The organism is Bacillus sp. Bos-x628 (genome assembly GCF_040500475.1).
GTDB lineage: Bacteria > Bacillota > Bacilli > Bacillales > Bacillaceae > Bacillus > Bacillus maqinnsis.
On the sequence record NZ_CP159358.1, the window covers coordinates 2,112,254 to 2,128,628 of the forward strand.

16 protein-coding genes and 2 tRNA genes are annotated in these 16,375 nt (G+C 41.1%); all 18 read right to left on the reverse strand.

The features are described from left to right. Nucleotides 1-75: 75 nt before the first annotated feature. The 18 genes from cysK to mazG all read right to left on the reverse strand — a co-directional run bounded on the left by cysK (nt 76) and on the right by mazG (nt 16,375). A complete protein-coding gene (gene cysK, locus ABVJ71_RS10950; protein ID WP_353854041.1) occupies nt 76-999 on the reverse strand; it encodes a cysteine synthase A in 924 nt (307 codons plus the stop codon). Between the two features lie 77 nt (nt 1,000-1,076). Then, on the reverse strand, nt 1,077-1,985 hold the full coding sequence (locus ABVJ71_RS10955) for a peptidyl-prolyl cis-trans isomerase (protein ID WP_353854042.1): 909 nt from the start codon (nt 1,983-1,985) through the stop codon (nt 1,077-1,079). 46 nt (nt 1,986-2,031) lie between these two features. Beyond that, nucleotides 2,032-2,907, reverse strand: a complete 876-nt coding sequence (hslO, locus tag ABVJ71_RS10960) for an Hsp33 family molecular chaperone HslO (protein ID WP_353854043.1) — start codon at nt 2,905-2,907, stop codon at nt 2,032-2,034. Between the two features lie 13 nt (nt 2,908-2,920). Then, complete coding sequence (locus ABVJ71_RS10965; protein ID WP_353856640.1) at nt 2,921-3,697, reverse strand: type III pantothenate kinase; 777 nt, start codon at nt 3,695-3,697, stop codon at nt 2,921-2,923. 159 nt (nt 3,698-3,856) lie between these two features. After that, nucleotides 3,857-5,755, reverse strand: a complete 1,899-nt coding sequence (gene ftsH / locus ABVJ71_RS10970; protein ID WP_353854044.1) for an ATP-dependent zinc metalloprotease FtsH — start codon at nt 5,753-5,755, stop codon at nt 3,857-3,859. 95 nt (nt 5,756-5,850) lie between these two features. Then, nucleotides 5,851-6,390, reverse strand: coding sequence for a hypoxanthine phosphoribosyltransferase (gene hpt / locus ABVJ71_RS10975; RefSeq protein ID WP_008357399.1), 540 nt, complete (start codon nt 6,388-6,390; stop codon nt 5,851-5,853). 15 nt (nt 6,391-6,405) lie between these two features. Continuing rightward, nucleotides 6,406-7,809, reverse strand: coding sequence for a tRNA lysidine(34) synthetase TilS (gene tilS, locus ABVJ71_RS10980; protein WP_353854045.1), 1,404 nt, complete (start codon nt 7,807-7,809; stop codon nt 6,406-6,408). A 96-nt stretch (nt 7,810-7,905) separates the two neighbouring features. Continuing rightward, a complete protein-coding gene (locus tag ABVJ71_RS10985; RefSeq protein WP_353856641.1) occupies nt 7,906-8,913 on the reverse strand; it encodes a protein kinase family protein in 1,008 nt (335 codons plus the stop codon). Next, nucleotides 8,897-9,634: a VWA domain-containing protein gene (locus ABVJ71_RS10990; protein WP_353854046.1), complete on the reverse strand. Its 738-nt coding sequence runs from the start codon at nt 9,632-9,634 to the stop codon at nt 8,897-8,899. Before ABVJ71_RS10990 ends, ABVJ71_RS10985 begins: the two co-directional genes overlap by 17 nt. 76 nt (nt 9,635-9,710) lie before the next feature. Continuing rightward, nucleotides 9,711-12,194 carry a stage II sporulation protein E gene (gene spoIIE / locus ABVJ71_RS10995; protein WP_353854047.1) on the reverse strand — a complete coding sequence of 828 codons (2,484 nt, stop codon included), beginning with the start codon at nt 12,192-12,194 and terminating at the stop codon, nt 9,711-9,713. 205 nt (nt 12,195-12,399) lie between these two features. Continuing rightward, nucleotides 12,400-12,471, reverse strand: a tRNA-Glu gene (locus ABVJ71_RS11000). A gap of 25 nt (nt 12,472-12,496) precedes the next feature. Continuing rightward, nucleotides 12,497-12,570, reverse strand: a tRNA-Met gene (locus tag ABVJ71_RS11005). Between the two features lie 174 nt (nt 12,571-12,744). After that, on the reverse strand, nt 12,745-13,140 hold the full coding sequence (locus ABVJ71_RS11010) for a S1 domain-containing RNA-binding protein (RefSeq protein WP_060697873.1): 396 nt from the start codon (nt 13,138-13,140) through the stop codon (nt 12,745-12,747). A gap of 91 nt (nt 13,141-13,231) precedes the next feature. Continuing rightward, complete coding sequence (locus ABVJ71_RS11015) at nt 13,232-13,597, reverse strand: septum formation initiator family protein (protein WP_353854048.1); 366 nt, start codon at nt 13,595-13,597, stop codon at nt 13,232-13,234. An 18-nt stretch (nt 13,598-13,615) separates the two neighbouring features. Next, entirely contained in the window at nt 13,616-14,254 is a 639-nt protein-coding gene (gene yabQ, locus ABVJ71_RS11020) for a spore cortex biosynthesis protein YabQ (RefSeq protein WP_353854049.1), read from the reverse strand. Then, nucleotides 14,251-14,559, reverse strand: coding sequence for a sporulation protein YabP (gene yabP / locus ABVJ71_RS11025; protein ID WP_353854050.1), 309 nt, complete (start codon nt 14,557-14,559; stop codon nt 14,251-14,253). Before yabP ends, yabQ begins: the two co-directional genes overlap by 4 nt. Nucleotides 14,560-14,633: 74 nt before the next feature. Beyond that, a complete protein-coding gene (locus ABVJ71_RS11030) occupies nt 14,634-14,894 on the reverse strand; it encodes an RNA-binding S4 domain-containing protein (protein ID WP_071168246.1) in 261 nt (86 codons plus the stop codon). Next, nucleotides 14,891-16,375, reverse strand: coding sequence for a nucleoside triphosphate pyrophosphohydrolase (mazG, locus tag ABVJ71_RS11035; RefSeq protein WP_353854051.1), 1,485 nt, complete (start codon nt 16,373-16,375; stop codon nt 14,891-14,893). The genes ABVJ71_RS11030 and mazG overlap by 4 nt, the downstream gene beginning before the upstream one ends.

The following is a 16,375-nucleotide window of genomic DNA, read 5'->3' on the forward strand; positions in this document are numbered from 1 at the left end:
ATTTAGAAAATAGTATTTTGCTGTCCATCTTCAAAATTCGTAAAAAAACCCCAGCAAATGCTGGGGACATGTTATTTAATCGAATTGATAAAGAGGTGTACTGAGGTAACGCTCACCATTACTTGGGATAATCGCTAAGACTTTTTTCCCTTTACCAAGCTTCTTCGCTGTTTGAAGTGCTGCGTATATGGCTGCACCAGAAGAAATTCCTCCAAGGATTCCTTCTTCTTTTGCCGCTTTTCTTGCAAACTCAAATGCATCTTCGTTTCGAACTTGGATAATGTCGTCATACACTTCCGTATTCAAGATAGAAGGAACAAACCCTGCTCCAATCCCTTGAATTTTATGCGGTCCTGGCTTTCCTCCTGACAATACAGGAGAGTCAGTTGGTTCAACTGCATAGACTTTAATAGATGGGATAGCTTCTTTTAATACTTCACCAGCACCAGTAATCGTTCCACCCGTACCAACACCTGCAATAAATGCATCAAGCTGACCATCAAACTGTTCAAGAATTTCTTTTCCAGTCGTACGGCGGTGAATTTCAGCATTTGCTTCGTTGTTAAATTGCTGAGGCATGAAATAACCGTGCTCTTCCGCAAGTTCTTCCGCTTTTTTAATAGCACCTTTCATCCCTTCTGCACCTGGTGTCAATACAAGCTCTGCACCGTAAGCGCGTAATAGGTTGCGGCGCTCCTGACTCATTGTATCCGGCATGACTAAAATCGCTTTGATCCCTTTGGCTGCCGCCACCATCGCAAGGCCAATTCCAGTGTTACCACTTGTTGGTTCAATCAGCGTGTCGCCTGCTTTTAATTTGCCTTTTTCTTCAGCGTCTTCGATCATCGCTAACGCAATACGATCTTTTACACTGCTTCCTGGGTTCATATATTCAAGTTTTAAGTAGACATCCGCACTGTCTTCATCTACTAAACGGTTTAATTTAACGACTGGTGTATTTCCTATTAGTTCAAAAATTGAATTTGCAATTCGAGCCATCACTAACACCTCTATCTCCGAGTAATTTTATTGTATTAATAATAAATTATCAATTTCGAAAAATTTTGTCAATGCTTTTAGTCCTGCTCTCCATCGTAAAACCATGTGACTTTTGCTTCTTTCCACAGGGTTTTGACATTCGCCTTTTCGCCTAAGTCCTCCATGGCGATCTGCCTTTTGATCTGATCTTTGACATCTTCATAAGAGAAGGAACGACCATTTAATTTTTCTTTTAATTGAATAATGGCATATCCATTTTTGGTCTCAATGGGTTCTTTCGTCCATTCGTTCAGTTGAAGCTTTTGGGCTTGTTGTATGTATAAGGCGGGGATATTTTCTTGTTCTTCTGTCACAAAGCCAAGATCTCCCCCATAAGGCGAGGTGTAACGATCAGTAGAACGTTCGGCTGCCACAGCTTCAAAGCTTGATCCACCTTTGAGTTCTTTTAACACTTTCTCTGCCTCTTCTTTTGTCTTTACCACAATATGCCGAATACGATAAGAGTCATCATATTGATATAAGTCTTTATTTTCTTCATAAAAGGCTTTGGCTTCTTTGTCAGATACAACTGCATCTCGCGTCAGAAGCTGTTCTAGTAAGATATTGTAACGAATTTGCTCCTTCCATTCTTTCTCGCTTGTATGACCATCCTCGTAGAAATTATTATTGACAGCTTTGAGCATGAGCAATTCTCTGTTAATTTCCTCTGACGATACCTTGAGCTGATTTTCTTTTGCAAGCTGATTCACAACCTGTTGATTAATCATTTGCTCAAGCGTCGCCTTACCGTAGCGGTCCTCCATCTTCTTAAGCCATTGTTGACGGGTTATTTTCTCTTTTCCGATTGATGCAATTTCTTCACCGCCCTTACCGGTTGAAGAAGCCTGCGACATTTGTGTTTTTGTCAGCACATATGCAATAACAACTGAATTCATCATGAGCAAAACGAGGATAAATGTCCATACCGCTCTTGCTTTTAGTCTCATCTTTCGTCTCCTTTCCATAATAAAAAGAAAACCCGCTACCTAGAGCTTAGCGGGTTGTTTCTTCACGTAGCTCTTCTAGCTCTTCTTTTGTAAATACATACGTTTCGTTACAAAAATGGCATTGAGCTTCTGCTTGTCCGTCTTTTTCAATCATATCATCAATTTCGGCTTTGCCTAAGCTGATAATGCCAGACGCAAACCGTTCTTTTGAACAATGACAATAGAATTCGACAGGTACAGTTTCTAAAATTTGAGGTTTTTCACCGAGAACTTCTTCTAAAATCTCTTCTGGTGACATTCCTTTTTCAATGAGTTTAGAGATTGGTTCAATGGTTGAGAGGCGTTTTTCAAGCCTTTCAATGACATGGTCTTCTGTTCCTGGCAGCAATTGAATGATGAAGCCGCCTGCTGCTAAGATGGAGTTATCTGGATTCACAAGGACACCCACTCCTACAGAGGAAGGTACTTGCTCAGAAGAGACGAGATAATAAGTGAAATCATCACCAATTTCACCTGAGACAATTTCTGTTTGTCCTGTGAAGTGCTCTCTCAGACCTATGTCTTTGACGACACTTAAGGTTCCTGTCGTTCCAACTGCACGTCTGACATCTAGCTTGCCATGTTCATTTAAGTCGAAGTGAACTTGAGGATTCGTGACATATCCACGCACCTGACCTTTTGCATTACTATCGGCAATAATTGCTCCGATTGGTCCACCGCCTTCTATTTTGACAGAAAGTTTATGCTCACCCTTTAGCATGGCCCCCATCATCACAGTAGCAGTCATTGTTCTTCCAATTGCTGCTGATGCAGTCGGCCAAGTATAATGTCTTCTTTGTGCTTCGTTGATTGTATCTGTTGTGTTAGCAGCATAGGCGCGGACTTTGCCGTCATACGCTAACGCTTTAACTAAGTAATCCATTTTGATTTACCTCCTATCGTACACCGACACGATTCCGTTCGTAAATTAATTGAAGTCCTTTTAGGGTTAAGAACGGGTCGACAACATCAATACAGTCTGACTCATGACCAATTAATGTAGAAAGACCGCCTGTTGCGATGACTTTCGGTGTTTGTTTTGCTTGTTGTTTCATTCGCTTCACTATTCCCTCAACTTGTCCAACATATCCATATAGGATACCTGATTGCATCGCACTGATGGTGTTTTTTCCTACGATATGATCCGGACGGACAATTTCAATTCTTGGTAGTTTCGCCGCTCTTGTATACAAAGCCTCTGTTGAAATGGTAATACCTGGTGCAATGGCTCCACCCATGTATTGTTTATGTTCATTGATATAGCAATAGGTCGTTGCTGTTCCAAAGTCAACCACGATAAGAGGTGCTCCATAAAGGTGAATAGCTGCAACCGCATTGACAATTCGATCAGCTCCCACTTCCTTTGGGTTATCGCACATAATGTTAAGTCCCGTCTTCATTCCAGGTCCAACAATTTGGGGCGTAATGTGAAAGTACTTCTCACACATTCTTTCTAACGCAAACATCATTGGCGGGACAACAGATGAAATGATAATGCCTTCAATTTGGTCAAACATTAATCCTACATAATCAAATAGTGACCGAATCGACATGCCAAATTCATCTTCTGTTTTGTGACGGCTTGTTTCAATTCGCCAATGGTAGTTCAGATCGCCATTATGATATACACCTAAAACGGTATTTGTGTTCCCTACATCTATCACGAGTAACAACTTTATCACCACTTTGAATAGTTTCTCAAAAGATCATAATTCGACTTTCTATCATACCATACACGAATTGAGTTCCATTTGTAAACAATTCGAAATCAATCCATTCATGAAACGAAATAAAAAGCTGCCGGTGATACCAGCAGCTTTCAGGAAAGGAGATTAGATCTCCTTATCTTCCTTTTTCTTGATATTTACTTTCACATCATCTTTTTTCTCTTCATCATCTGCGTATACACGCTCTGGAAGTTTTCCAGTTTCGTAAAGAGATTTAATTTGTTCAGCATCTAATGTTTCAACTTCTAGAAGCGCTTGTGCAATAATCTCTAACTTATCTTTATTCTCAGTGAGAATTTGTTTCGCACGCTCGTAGCTCTCCTTGATGAAACGCTGGACTTCTAGGTCGATTTCGTAAGCAATGGCTTCACTATAATTCGGCTCATTGTTGAAATCACGTCCAAGGAAAACCTGACCTTGCGATTGACCAAATTGAAGCGGTCCAAGTTTATCGGACATACCAAACTCGGTTACCATTTTACGTGCAATGCCTGTCGCACGCTGGAAGTCATTATGAGCACCAGTACTCACTTCACCAAAAGTGATTTCCTCTGCCACACGTCCTCCGAGCAAGCCGACAATTTTGTCAAGAAGCTCTGGCTTCGTTTGGAAATAGCGATCTTCTCTCGGAAGCATCACAGCATAGCCACCCGCCTGTCCACGAGGAACGATTGTAACCTTATGCACCATATCTGCTTCGTCAAGGACAAGTCCAATGACGGTATGACCCGCTTCATGATATGCGACGATATTACGTTCTTTCTTCGAAATGACACGGCTTTTCTTAGCCGGACCAGCGATGACACGGTCAGTCGCTTCATCGATATCACGCATATCAATTTTCTTTTTGTTTTGACGGGCAGCCACAAGTGCTGCTTCGTTTAGTAAGTTCTCAAGGTCTGCACCAGAGAATCCTGGGGTTCTACTTGCAATGGCTTTCAAGTTCACTGTCTCATCAAGCGGTTTGTTTTTCGCATGAACCTTCAGTACTTCTTCACGTCCAATGACATCTGGGCGGTCTACCGTAATTTGACGGTCGAAACGTCCCGGACGCAACAATGCAGGGTCTAGTATATCTGCACGGTTGGTCGCAGCAATGATAATGATTCCTTCATTGGCGCTGAAACCATCCATTTCAACAAGAAGCTGGTTAAGCGTCTGCTCACGCTCGTCATGACCGCCGCCAAGACCTGCTCCACGCTGACGACCTACTGCATCAATCTCATCAATAAAGATTAAGCAAGGTGCATTTTTTTTCGCATTTTCAAATAAATCACGCACACGTGATGCACCGACACCGACGAACATCTCAACGAAGTCAGAACCACTAATGCTAAAGAAAGGAACGCCTGCTTCTCCTGCAGCTGCTCTTGCAAGCAATGTTTTACCTGTACCTGGAGGTCCTACTAGTAAAACCCCTTTAGGAATTCTTGCGCCAAGCTCAGCAAATTTACGCGGATCCTTCAGGAATTCAACGACCTCTACAAGCTCTTGCTTTTCTTCATCTGCACCCGCAACATCTTTGAATTTCACACGCTTCTTCTCTTCTGTGTAAAGCTTTGCTTTACTTTTACCAAAGTTCATCACTCGGCTTCCGCCGCCCTGAGCTTGGTTCAATAAGAAGAAGAATAAGATAAAGATGATGATAAATGGAATAATAGTCGTCAGAACTGTCAGCCATCCATTTGTTTCAGGTGCTGGTTCTACTTTTACATCTGTCTTCTTCAGTGCACTGTAAATTTGGTCAACACCTTGACCATCTGGAACATGGGTAATGAAATATTGATCTTTCTTCGCGCCCGTTAATTGACCACGAATTTCATAAACCCCTCTTACAGGCTGAATGGAGATACTCTCCACTTTTCCCGCACTTAGATTTTGCGAAAATTTGCTGTAAGATATGTTCTCAGGTTTTGCATTTGGAGATCCTAACCAACTAACGACCCCAATCACAAGTAGTAAAATAAGTATATAAAAAATCGTATTACGAAAAACCCGATTCATTCCTTACCTCCTCCCACAGTAAGCACAACTATGTTCAATAGTATCATAGAAAATCATTCCAACACAACCAATAACCTCATGTACACGTATGCTGATTAGCCTTCGTAAACAGATGGTTTTAACACTCCAATATACGGGAGGTTTCGGTAACGTTCAGCAAAATCCAATCCATAGCCGACAACAAATGCATCTGGCACTTCAAAACCAACATAATCTGCTTTGATGTCTGCTTTGCGACCGCTTGGTTTATCTAGCAATGTGACAATTTTAATGGAATTTGCTTTACGGTATCGGAAAAGCTCTACCAGATAACTCAAAGTTAACCCACTGTCGATGATGTCTTCCATAATTAGAATATCTCTTCCTTCAACAGAAGTATCTAAATCCTTAATGATTTTTACTTCTCCAGAAGATACGGTAGACTTTCCATAGCTTGATACATCCATAAAGTCAAGCTCTAAATATGTATCAATGTGTTTGATCAGGTCTGCCATGAATGGAAGAGCCCCTTTCAAAACACCAATCGCCAAGGGAAATTTACCATCATAATCGCTGGTTAATGTTGCGCCCAGTTCTTTTACTTTTTGCTGGATCTCCTCTTCTGAGATCAAAATCTTTTCAATATCTTGTTTCATGCTTTTGCTTGCCCCCTACAAATTTTCGTGCTGCCTATATTGTAATACAATGAGATCGCTGTTTGTCATATCAATTTCTTCAAAAACGGATTTTTTCAAACCTGGTATCCAGATGATTTGATGATCCGAGTCAGTAACGATCGGCCAGCTGTCTCTTTTTGCAAGAGGCACTTTTTTATCAATAAATATATCCTTCACCTTTTTTGATCCATTCATTCCTTTTAGTTTGATCCGATCACCATTTTTTCTTGATCGAATGATTAAAGGGAGACGAACATGATCTTTTTGTAGTAAGAAAAAACTATTCCCGTTCCGTGCATCCTTCGGAACATGATTTGATACCACAATGGACATACCATTTGGGAGAAGAAGTTCCTCTCCTGGCTCAGCTTTAAGTTGCAGAGCGTAAGGACTGTCCAATAGAAGCGATCGTTCAAAGGTAAACATACAGTGCTCATATGATTTGACAGCCTGTAAACCCTTTGGCAAATCCAATGATCCAGACGGTTGATCCGTATGAGATAACCAGTCTAAAGTCCCTAGAATATGCTGGTTTGAAAACGCTGATTGAATGTTTTCATAAAGATAGTTTAATATTAGTTGAATGCCTCTTCTTTGTAAAGGCAAAGGCAGGTCAAGCAAAGGCTTCGTTTTGATCTCAATTTGTTTAGGAGTTTGACTTGTGATTACCTTATTCATTTGTTTCTTAGTTAATGCCTGCAAGTATTGTTCGTCCTCAGTCAGCATGTCACTTACAAACTGGAAGCTTTTATGCACATGAGGTGCTTCTTCTTTTAATACGGGAAGAATGTGTCTTCTTATCCGATTTCTCAAGTAGTCATCCGAATAATTGCTCTGATCAGTCACGTATGGAACACTTTCTTTTTCGCATGCTTTTAGTACTTCTTCCTTAGAATAGCCAATCAGCGGACGAATCAGCCAGCCGTCTTGAAAGGGACGCTTCGCCTGTATACCTGCAAGCCCTATTCCAACGGTCCCTCTAGTCAGTCTCATCAACATCGTTTCTACTTGATCGTCTCCATGATGTGCAAGCGCTATAAATCGCGCATTGTACTGCACCATCAATTGACGAAAAAATGCATATCTGCATTCTCTTGCAGCTACCTGTTTGTTTAAGCGATTTTCTTTTGCATATTGGGTGACCTGTATGCGGGCCGATTCAAATGGGATATCTTGCTCATCACAGTAAGCTTCAACAAATGTCAAATCAGCGTATGATTCCTCTCCTCTGAACATGTGATCAACATGGGCTGCAATCAACTGAAAAGAACCTTTTCGACGCTTGTTTAACTCATGCAATAACAGCATAGAATCCGGTCCGCCGGAAACCCCGACAATGACTGTCGTATTTTCAAGTAAAACATTATGTTTTTTCAAAAAAACATCAATTCTATTCACAACTGCCTCCTCACAAAGAGCAGGTAATTTAAAAGATATACATATCCTATCACTTTAAGTTGCTCCAAGCAAAGAAGAAGCATGTTTTTTTACACCTTATAATAGGAATAGAACGACATATGCACAGTAAAGAGCGAGAACGCTGCACACGATGAGAATGGTTTCAAAAAGCCCTCCTGATTTTTTATGAACAGACGACCTTTTGGCCGCAACCACTCGTGATCGTGAAGTCGCATTGTGCTTTTGAGTTACAGCAGGTGGCTGTCTCCTTTTTTGTGTTGGCTTCTTTTGATGATTTTTTCTTGTAGCGAGTATTTGACCTTCTCTCAGCATGGCGCTTTTCATGTCTGTTGCTGTTTGATATTTCCCTTGAAGTGCGGTCTTTAATACCCCTTCATATCGTTTTAATAAAGGATGCCCTTCAATGGCTCGATAAAGCTGTTTTTTAGGTTCCGGTCCTTTTTTGAACTCCTTTTTATAGGCACAGTTCACCATCACCATACACAAGGCAAATAGATCATAAGTCGGCTCCGCTTTTCTTGTACCGAATCCCCAATAGCCGCGATCAAAAAACTCTGTATACTCCTTGATTGCTCTTCCCGCCTTTGTTGTCCCGCCGACATCAACACACCGAATTGTCGCAGGAGGACCTGATACGATCAAATTATCTGGCTTTAAGTCGCCAAAAATCCAGCCTTCTTTATGTAAATGAGCAAGATTAGACAATAGTTGAACCATTAATACAACAATCCACTCATCACCTTTTTGTTTCACAAAGTCCAGCAGCAATGGCCCCCTGACATATTCCATGACGTAAAATGAACACTTTTGAGACATTCCGGGGTAGACGGCGTCGTCCATATCATAAAAAGAAGGCCCCATTTTTTTCACAGGAGCCTTTGAAAAGGATTTTAATACATTGACTTCAGATGCAATAAGCATGCTGTCATCACTCACTTTTATGGCAACTTGCCCATTTGGCGCATCGGCAAGATAGACTACACCGTTCGCCCCTTTTCCCAGCTCTTTTGCAATACGGTAATGATGATTGTGCCATTTCCCTTTTATCACCGTGCCTAACGGGATGTTAGAAGCCGAATTCATCATCATGCTCTTCCTTTGCTTCAAGCAATCCTTTACGTGAACGAACTGATTTGAAATGTTGGAGTGCTTCTCGGAGAGCTGGTCCAGTCGGGGTGATCCCTCCAGTGGTCAGCTTCGGGAAAATAGATGATAGCGAATCAAATCGAGGTGTCCAATTCAACACCATTTCTGCATCTGAGTTTTTCCCGGGAAATACACACATCCCAAACTGATTTTCACCAATTCTCGAATTTAAACTAATGGAAAGGTCAATGAGTGCCTCTTTGACTGTTGGCAGCTTCGGTTTCATACTTGCACTTGTATCCACAAGCACAAGAACTTGAAGGTGAACAGTCTCTCCTAACTCATCGACAACTTCCATCACTTCACCACGCTTATCAGGCGGGAGCTCTTCAATCTCAGCATCTTTGCCTAAAATTTGCTGCAATTCTTTATTCACAACACCTTGCAGTGTTTGTGTCATGGCCTTTTTTGTGACCATTTGTACTGTCTGAGATAATTGTTGGACGTAGACGACCTGATGAATTCCTCCGCCTGCTAATGCAATGCCTTCCACTTCTTTCATCGCTTCATGATCGTGTCTATTTTCTTCCATAATGCCAATGACATTGACTGTAATTCCTTGTTCCTTTGCCAATGAGGCGATCGCAAGTGGATCTTCCCCATGATTGGAGCAGCCATCTGTAATCAATAAGATTTGGTTTACATGACCTTTTCGCATCTTCATTCCTCCTGGGATTGTAACTGAATGCTTATATCCCCATCATCGCCAGAAGAAATTCATATTATACGATATTTTAAGAAATCTCTTGTTTCTCGTGATAGAAAGTACCTGTCGGAATAGACGCCCATTTTGGCGTGTTGTGATCTAATCTAATGACAACAACCGTCATATCGTCCTCGATTTGACCTGCTCTTGTCCGAATCACCTCTTCCATTAATAAATCAGCAATCTCTTGCGGGTCCTCCGTTTCAAAGCTTTTCATTTTTCGTTTTACCCACAGATCATGATTTTCAATATGCTTCGGTCCTTCAAAAATGCCATCGCTCATCATAATCAGGAGGTCTCCCGCCTTCATCTGTTCACTCACAACCTCTAATTCAAATTCATCAATAATTCCAATAGGTAAATTACTTGCTTGGACTTTCATCACCTGATCTCCCCGTTTAATGAAGCTCGGGGTTGAACCAATTTTCAGGAACTTACAGCTAGCATCTTGTAAGTCAATAATCGATAAATCTAATGTTGAATAGACTTCATCTGTTGTCCGTAAAGATAAAATACTATTGATGGTCTTGATCGCCACTTTTTCGTCGATACCTGACGCTAATATTTTTTCTAAAAGCTTAATCGTTTCGTTGCTTTCAAAATGGGCCCTTGCGCCATTTCCCATGCCATCACTAATTGCTGCAGCGTATTTTCCTGCACCTAGTTCCATCATGCTGTAGCTGTCTCCTGAAACAAGCCCCCCGCCTTTTGCTGCATGCGCTACACCTGTAGTTACTCGATAAGATTTTGCAGAACCAAATACAACATGACAATAGCCTGTTGGATGCTCAGCGCACTGTTCTGCCTTGACTAAAATCTGCTCCTCTAAAATATCCGAGAGCATTGGAGCGATGATTTTTTCACATTCACCATGACCGTTGCAATATGGGATTCTCATTTCAATATCGACATTCCCCTGCTCCAAGCTATAGATTTCAACTTGCTGAATTTCAATACCAAAGTGCTGAAGCGCTTCAATCATCTGCTCTTCTTGAATAAAGTGCTGTTCCCTTTCCCGTTTTATTTCCCGGGAAAAATCCTCCATCACTTGTGATACACCCATAAGCTGTTCTGCAACAAGTCGTCTGCTATCTTGGACTTTTTTCTTAAGGGTCTGATTTGCTTTGTAGTAAGCGATTTCTTCCTCAATTAATTCCTCTACTTGTTTTGCTTTTGAGCAGTGCTGGCTGAATTTCTTTTTTAATTTCCGGTTATGTTCATATGTTTTTTCATCTGATTCATGCATAACTTGCTTCATGAGTTCATAGGTTGTATCAAAGTTCTGCACCCAGCATTTATTTTTCTTATAGCACGTTTGACAGGACCGTTCTGTGATCGTACTTAAAAAAAGATCCACATCCTCTTCCTGCTGCTTCTCTTCAGGAATGGATTCATAAAATGTTGCAAAACTCTCAGACAGCGCATGAAATACATTGGAGAATTGGTCTACTTTTTTAGCTGTCACATCTCTTACTTTTCGAGCATATTGCTGCTGCTCCTGTACATGCTCTACCGTACCAGGGATATACTTTGCCACCTTAGAGGTGACCGATTGAGGCGTGAGTAAAAACAGCAAGACTGCCATAACTGATTCATATAAAGTAGTCATTAAACCTGCTGACCCCTCCCCATATAGTGAGATGAGCAAGGAACCGACGATTAAACCAATGGCAGCCCCTACTTTCTTCCCCTCTTTTAGTAAACCGCCCAATAATCCTGAGAAAGCAAGAAGACTCATTTGATAGAGATTCCCAATGTTCGCCAGACCAAGAATTAATCCTGTCACGACACCCACCGTACAACCGATACTTGCCCCTCCAATAAAGGCAAATGTGAGGACTACATAACGCGATAGAATATGCTCAGCCTGCATTCCTTGAAAGGTGATTCCAGCTAAACCTGTTAAAACAGACGCAATTAAAATCATAAAACAGATGATTTCTTCGACCTTTAAGGCGTGTTTCATTTTCCTGACTGTAAAAATCGGCAAGCTTTGAAGAAAAATTAAAGTCAAAATGAAGGCAAGTCCCGCTTCGACGCCCGCCATCACATAATCGTAGCTTTGTACGGCTCCCTGCTGAGCATAAACAAAGGCTCCTCGTGTAATCAACATCGAGAGGATAATAACAACTGGCAGTGTATTCACTGGATCTTTGATGATGAAAGAAACGATTTTTGACATCATGAGGAACACCATTAATGAAGCAAAAACAAATAAGGCATTTTGAGGTGATATGGTCATAGCACCAGCGAGCAAAGCTAGACAAGCGAGCATGGCCTTGTCCTTTTTAATAAGCAGCATGGACCCAAAGAAAGGTAAGGCAAACGGCATAATTTCAGATAAAATAAAGGCTCGTCCTAATAAAAAACCGAGAACAACATAAATAAACCCTTTATAGAAAAAAAGAGAATGCGTGTGATGAAGAAACAGGTTTTTCATCTTTTTCAAACCTGCACTGATTCTTTCAAAACCCGCTCCTGTTAAATCAGTTCTTCTTTCTAGTTTTTCCATCTTCTCATCCCCCACCTGATATTCGTTGTCTGTCATTATATCGAAGGTGAAAAAGAAATTTTGTCAAAAGAAGTTGTCGTTTCCATAAAACGTTCGACGCTTTATTCGTTATAGATGCATACTTTCATGTAAGTCGATATCATTCATCAGAATTTTACGAAAAGCACAAAAAAACAGCTTTCCAAATGAAAGCTGCTTAAAAAGATGACCCGTACGGGATTCGAACCCGTGTTACCGCCGTGAAAGGGCGGTGTCTTAACCGCTTGACCAACGGGCCTTGCCTTAATGTTCTGTTAAAAGGATAGCGGCGGAGGGAATCGAACCCCCGACCTCACGGGTATGAACCGTACGCTCTAGCCAGCTGAGCTACGCCGCCATAATCTAAATGCGCTAAGAAGCACAAGAACTATAATACAAAGGATTCGCTTGTCCGTCAATAGAAAGTTTCAAATTAAATGATCAAATACCCAAAAACATCATGTTTATAAAAAAAGCATCTGCTGAACTGCAGATGCTTTGATATAAATGATATATAGAAAGCAGCAACAAGTTAACCTCTTCTTGCTCCGCGCCCCCCACGTTTTGATTCCGTATTACGTTTTAAAGATGTTAAGCGATCTTCACTATCTTTTAAGAATTTGTTCATTTTTTGTTCAAACGATTCTTTCGGACGGAAATCATTTCTGCTTGGTCTTGCTTGTTGTTGAGGACGATCTTTTGCTTTTTTAATGGACAAGCCGATTTTGCCGTCTTTTTCAACGTTAATCACTTTCACTTCAACTTGTTCACCGACTTTTAAATGCTCATTGATATCTTTTACATAGTTATCGGCTACCTCACTGATATGAACGAGACCAGTTGAACCGCCTGGCAACTCCACAAAAGCTCCAAAATTTGTAATGCCTGTAACTTTCCCTTGTAACTTGCTGCCAACTTCAATCGACATAAAAAAAGTGCTCCTCCTTAGACTTATAAAAAAATCTCATTTGTTCAATTATACATAAACTGAATTTTAAGTGTCAACAAGGCTAATCACTCTAATTGCCCACATCAAAGATTTTTTCGCCTTTTTTGGACATATAATAGTCCCGTCGTGCTAGTTCGAGCACGTATTCCTTGCTTTTCAGCTTCTTAATCTCATCAGAAATATCTTCCTGCTTTGTTTGTAATTGCTTCAATTCTTTTTCTAACGCAACCTTCTTTTCTTCTTTTTCCTTTAAGGCTGATGATTGCGACCAGAGAGCACTTGTCACTAAGACAGCAAACATGAGCACCACTACTCCAAATACGGTAAGCCTTCTAAGGAGTCCTCGGCGTTTGCGTTTTAAGCGCTTCGCTTGCTGTTCCATTTGTTTTTGGTAATCGTTTTGTATTTGTGCGATATTTCTTTTTCTCTCGTTCAAGATTGAAGGCCTCCTCTCTTACTTTGTCCAAAATTGCTTCCATTTCGTTTTGATGGTACGGGATAATTTCTTGGTCCTTTGTAAAATTCCTGCTCCTTTTGAAAAAAACAATCTAACTGATGTTCGCCATTTTTCGGGAATCCGATGGACAATCGTGACATTGAGTAACCAGATGAGCGGATAACAAACAATTGATATCACCTTCCACACAAGCCGAAACGTGAAGCGAACAAAACGCAAGAGCGAATTGAGCAAGAAAAGAATAGCACGAAGGAGCAATGTGACTGCCAAGCGTATCGGCTGGAATACAATCGACATTACGATTCTTTTGAGTATCAGAACAGTGTTGTAAATGCATGTCATGGTGAACCTAAGAAGCTTGATATATAACTGTTTCATCAATGCTTGATACATAGAAAAGCCTAAGGCAACGGCTAGGAAAATATACAGTCTGAATTCTCCTTCATTTGTCAGCAAAAGCACATAAAAGAATAAGAGACCTTGCACCATCCAAAAAAGGAGATCATGGATGATGAGGAGCCATTTCGCTGTTTTCTCTCGATTCATAAAATGCTTGTACGTATCGAGCGATGCGCCCAGCCAGATGCCCATTGCTGCCATCGAAAGCATCGTATAAAACTGGACTGTCAGCGTCATTTAAACAGCTTGCTAAAAAATCCTTTAGCTTTCTCCCCGTGCTGCTCATCGACATAGATTAAGTCAAAAACACGCCCTTTGATGGACACAACGCCTTTTTCTACATCTAAATTTTTCATTTGCAGATTTTCGCCGCGGATGGCTAGAATACCCATGACCGTTTCTAGCAGAAACTCTTCACTATCAAAGCTTTCCACCTGTTTAACACCGGTAATATCTAAATGCTTTCTGTTTCGCATTGTGACATTGTGCTCCGCTTCTGATGACATCTTCGTGCCTTGAGGTTGATTATAATATTGATTCATTTATACATCCCCCATATCTCATACTTGCATTATTACTGCATTGTATGTGATAGGAAGGTCATTTAGAACAAGCCCTATTCTGCTGTCTTTTCTTCTTTGAGCACTGTATACATGCCTGCAGCTTCTTCTTTCTTCGTCGTGTCCTTTAACTCGTTGACTTTGACAGTCACAAGCTTTTGACCGAAGCGGATTTGAAGCTCGTCTCCTTCTTTCACGTCAGAGCTGGCTTTCGCCTGCGTTCCATTAATAGAAATTCTACCTTGATCGGCTACCTCTTTGGCCAGTGTTCTTCTTTTAATTAAACGAGAAACCTTTAAAAATTTATCTAGTCTCATGCGTGATTACCTCTTTCTATTCGTTTGGCATCATTCCATAGATCGTCCATTTCCTCTAATGTCATGTCTTCCAAGGAACGGCCCATGTCCTTTGCCTTTCGTTCTATATGCTGAAACCTTCTAATAAACTTTGTATTTGCTGAAGAGAGTGCCGTTTCAGGCTCTAGCTGATAAAATCGACCAATGTTGACCAGGACAAACAAAAGATCTCCAAATTCATCTTTCATTTGCTTCGTTGTGTCTTCGTTAACATTCTTTGCCACCTCAACTAGGAATTCTTGCTTTTCTTCTTCGTACTTCTTCCAAATATCTTCTATTTCTGTCCAATCGAAGCCAACCTTAGCTGCTTTCTTTTGGAGTTTATATGCTTTGGTTAAAGCTGGAAGTGTTGCAGGAATCGACTGTAAAATAGATGCTGGTCGCTCTTGCTTCTCCTTCTCCTTGATTTCCTCCCAATTGGCGACCACATCTGATGCTTGAGTGACATTCGTATCACCGAATACGTGTGGGTGTCGTCGAATCATTTTTTCTGTGACATGCTGGATGACATCATCAATCGAGAAGTAGCCATCATCCTCACCAATTTGTGCGTGAAGTAAGACTTGCAGGAGCACATCTCCGAGTTCTTCGACGATATGATCTGGGTCCTCTTCATCAATGGCTTCAAGCAGTTCATAGCATTCTTCTATTAAATATGGTTTTAACGATTCATTTGTTTGTTTTTGATCCCACGGACAACCGCCAGGACCTCTTAATGTACGAATGACCTTACGAAAGGTATCGAATTGTTGATAGAGAAGTTTTTCATCTTGAATCGGAGGAACATATACACTTGTTAAGTTATTTATCGTCAAATCTCGATCAAGTTCAAATAAAGGCACAGCTTTCATCTGTTCCTGACTGCTGCCAGCAGCGGTGACGATGAAGACTTCATAGTCATCTGGTAATTTTTCCATCAGTGTGAGTTTTACATTCGAAGCTGTCATCTGATCATACACCTGACAGATCAGCACATGCTGCGTCAGTTTCAAATCGTCTGCTTGTAGATTCCCTGCATCAACGAATTGCAGTCCTTCAATCGGATCAATCTGCAAAGCATTAAAGGTCGCATCCAGAAAGCTTTGTCCACCGGCAACATGCACCTGAATGCCCCGCTCCTTCTGCTGAGCCAAGAGCATCTGCACCGTCTTTTCTGCAACAAATGGATGTCCTGGTACTGCATAGACAATGTCCTTGTCCCTAGCCTCCGAGAATAATGTCTCCGTAATCTCTTGATAGACCGAATCAAATTGATCATGCTTCTCATAAACCTCATCAAAAAAGGTAAGAGACGGGATCTCCTGCATTAATTCTACTGTGAGCGGATGATCTTGCGTTCTCATAAAAACTTCTTTTGCCTGCTTCAGTTGCTTATATACACCAATCGTTAGCTGATCCATGTCGCCCGCCCCAAGACCGACGACAGTAATCTTACCTGCCAT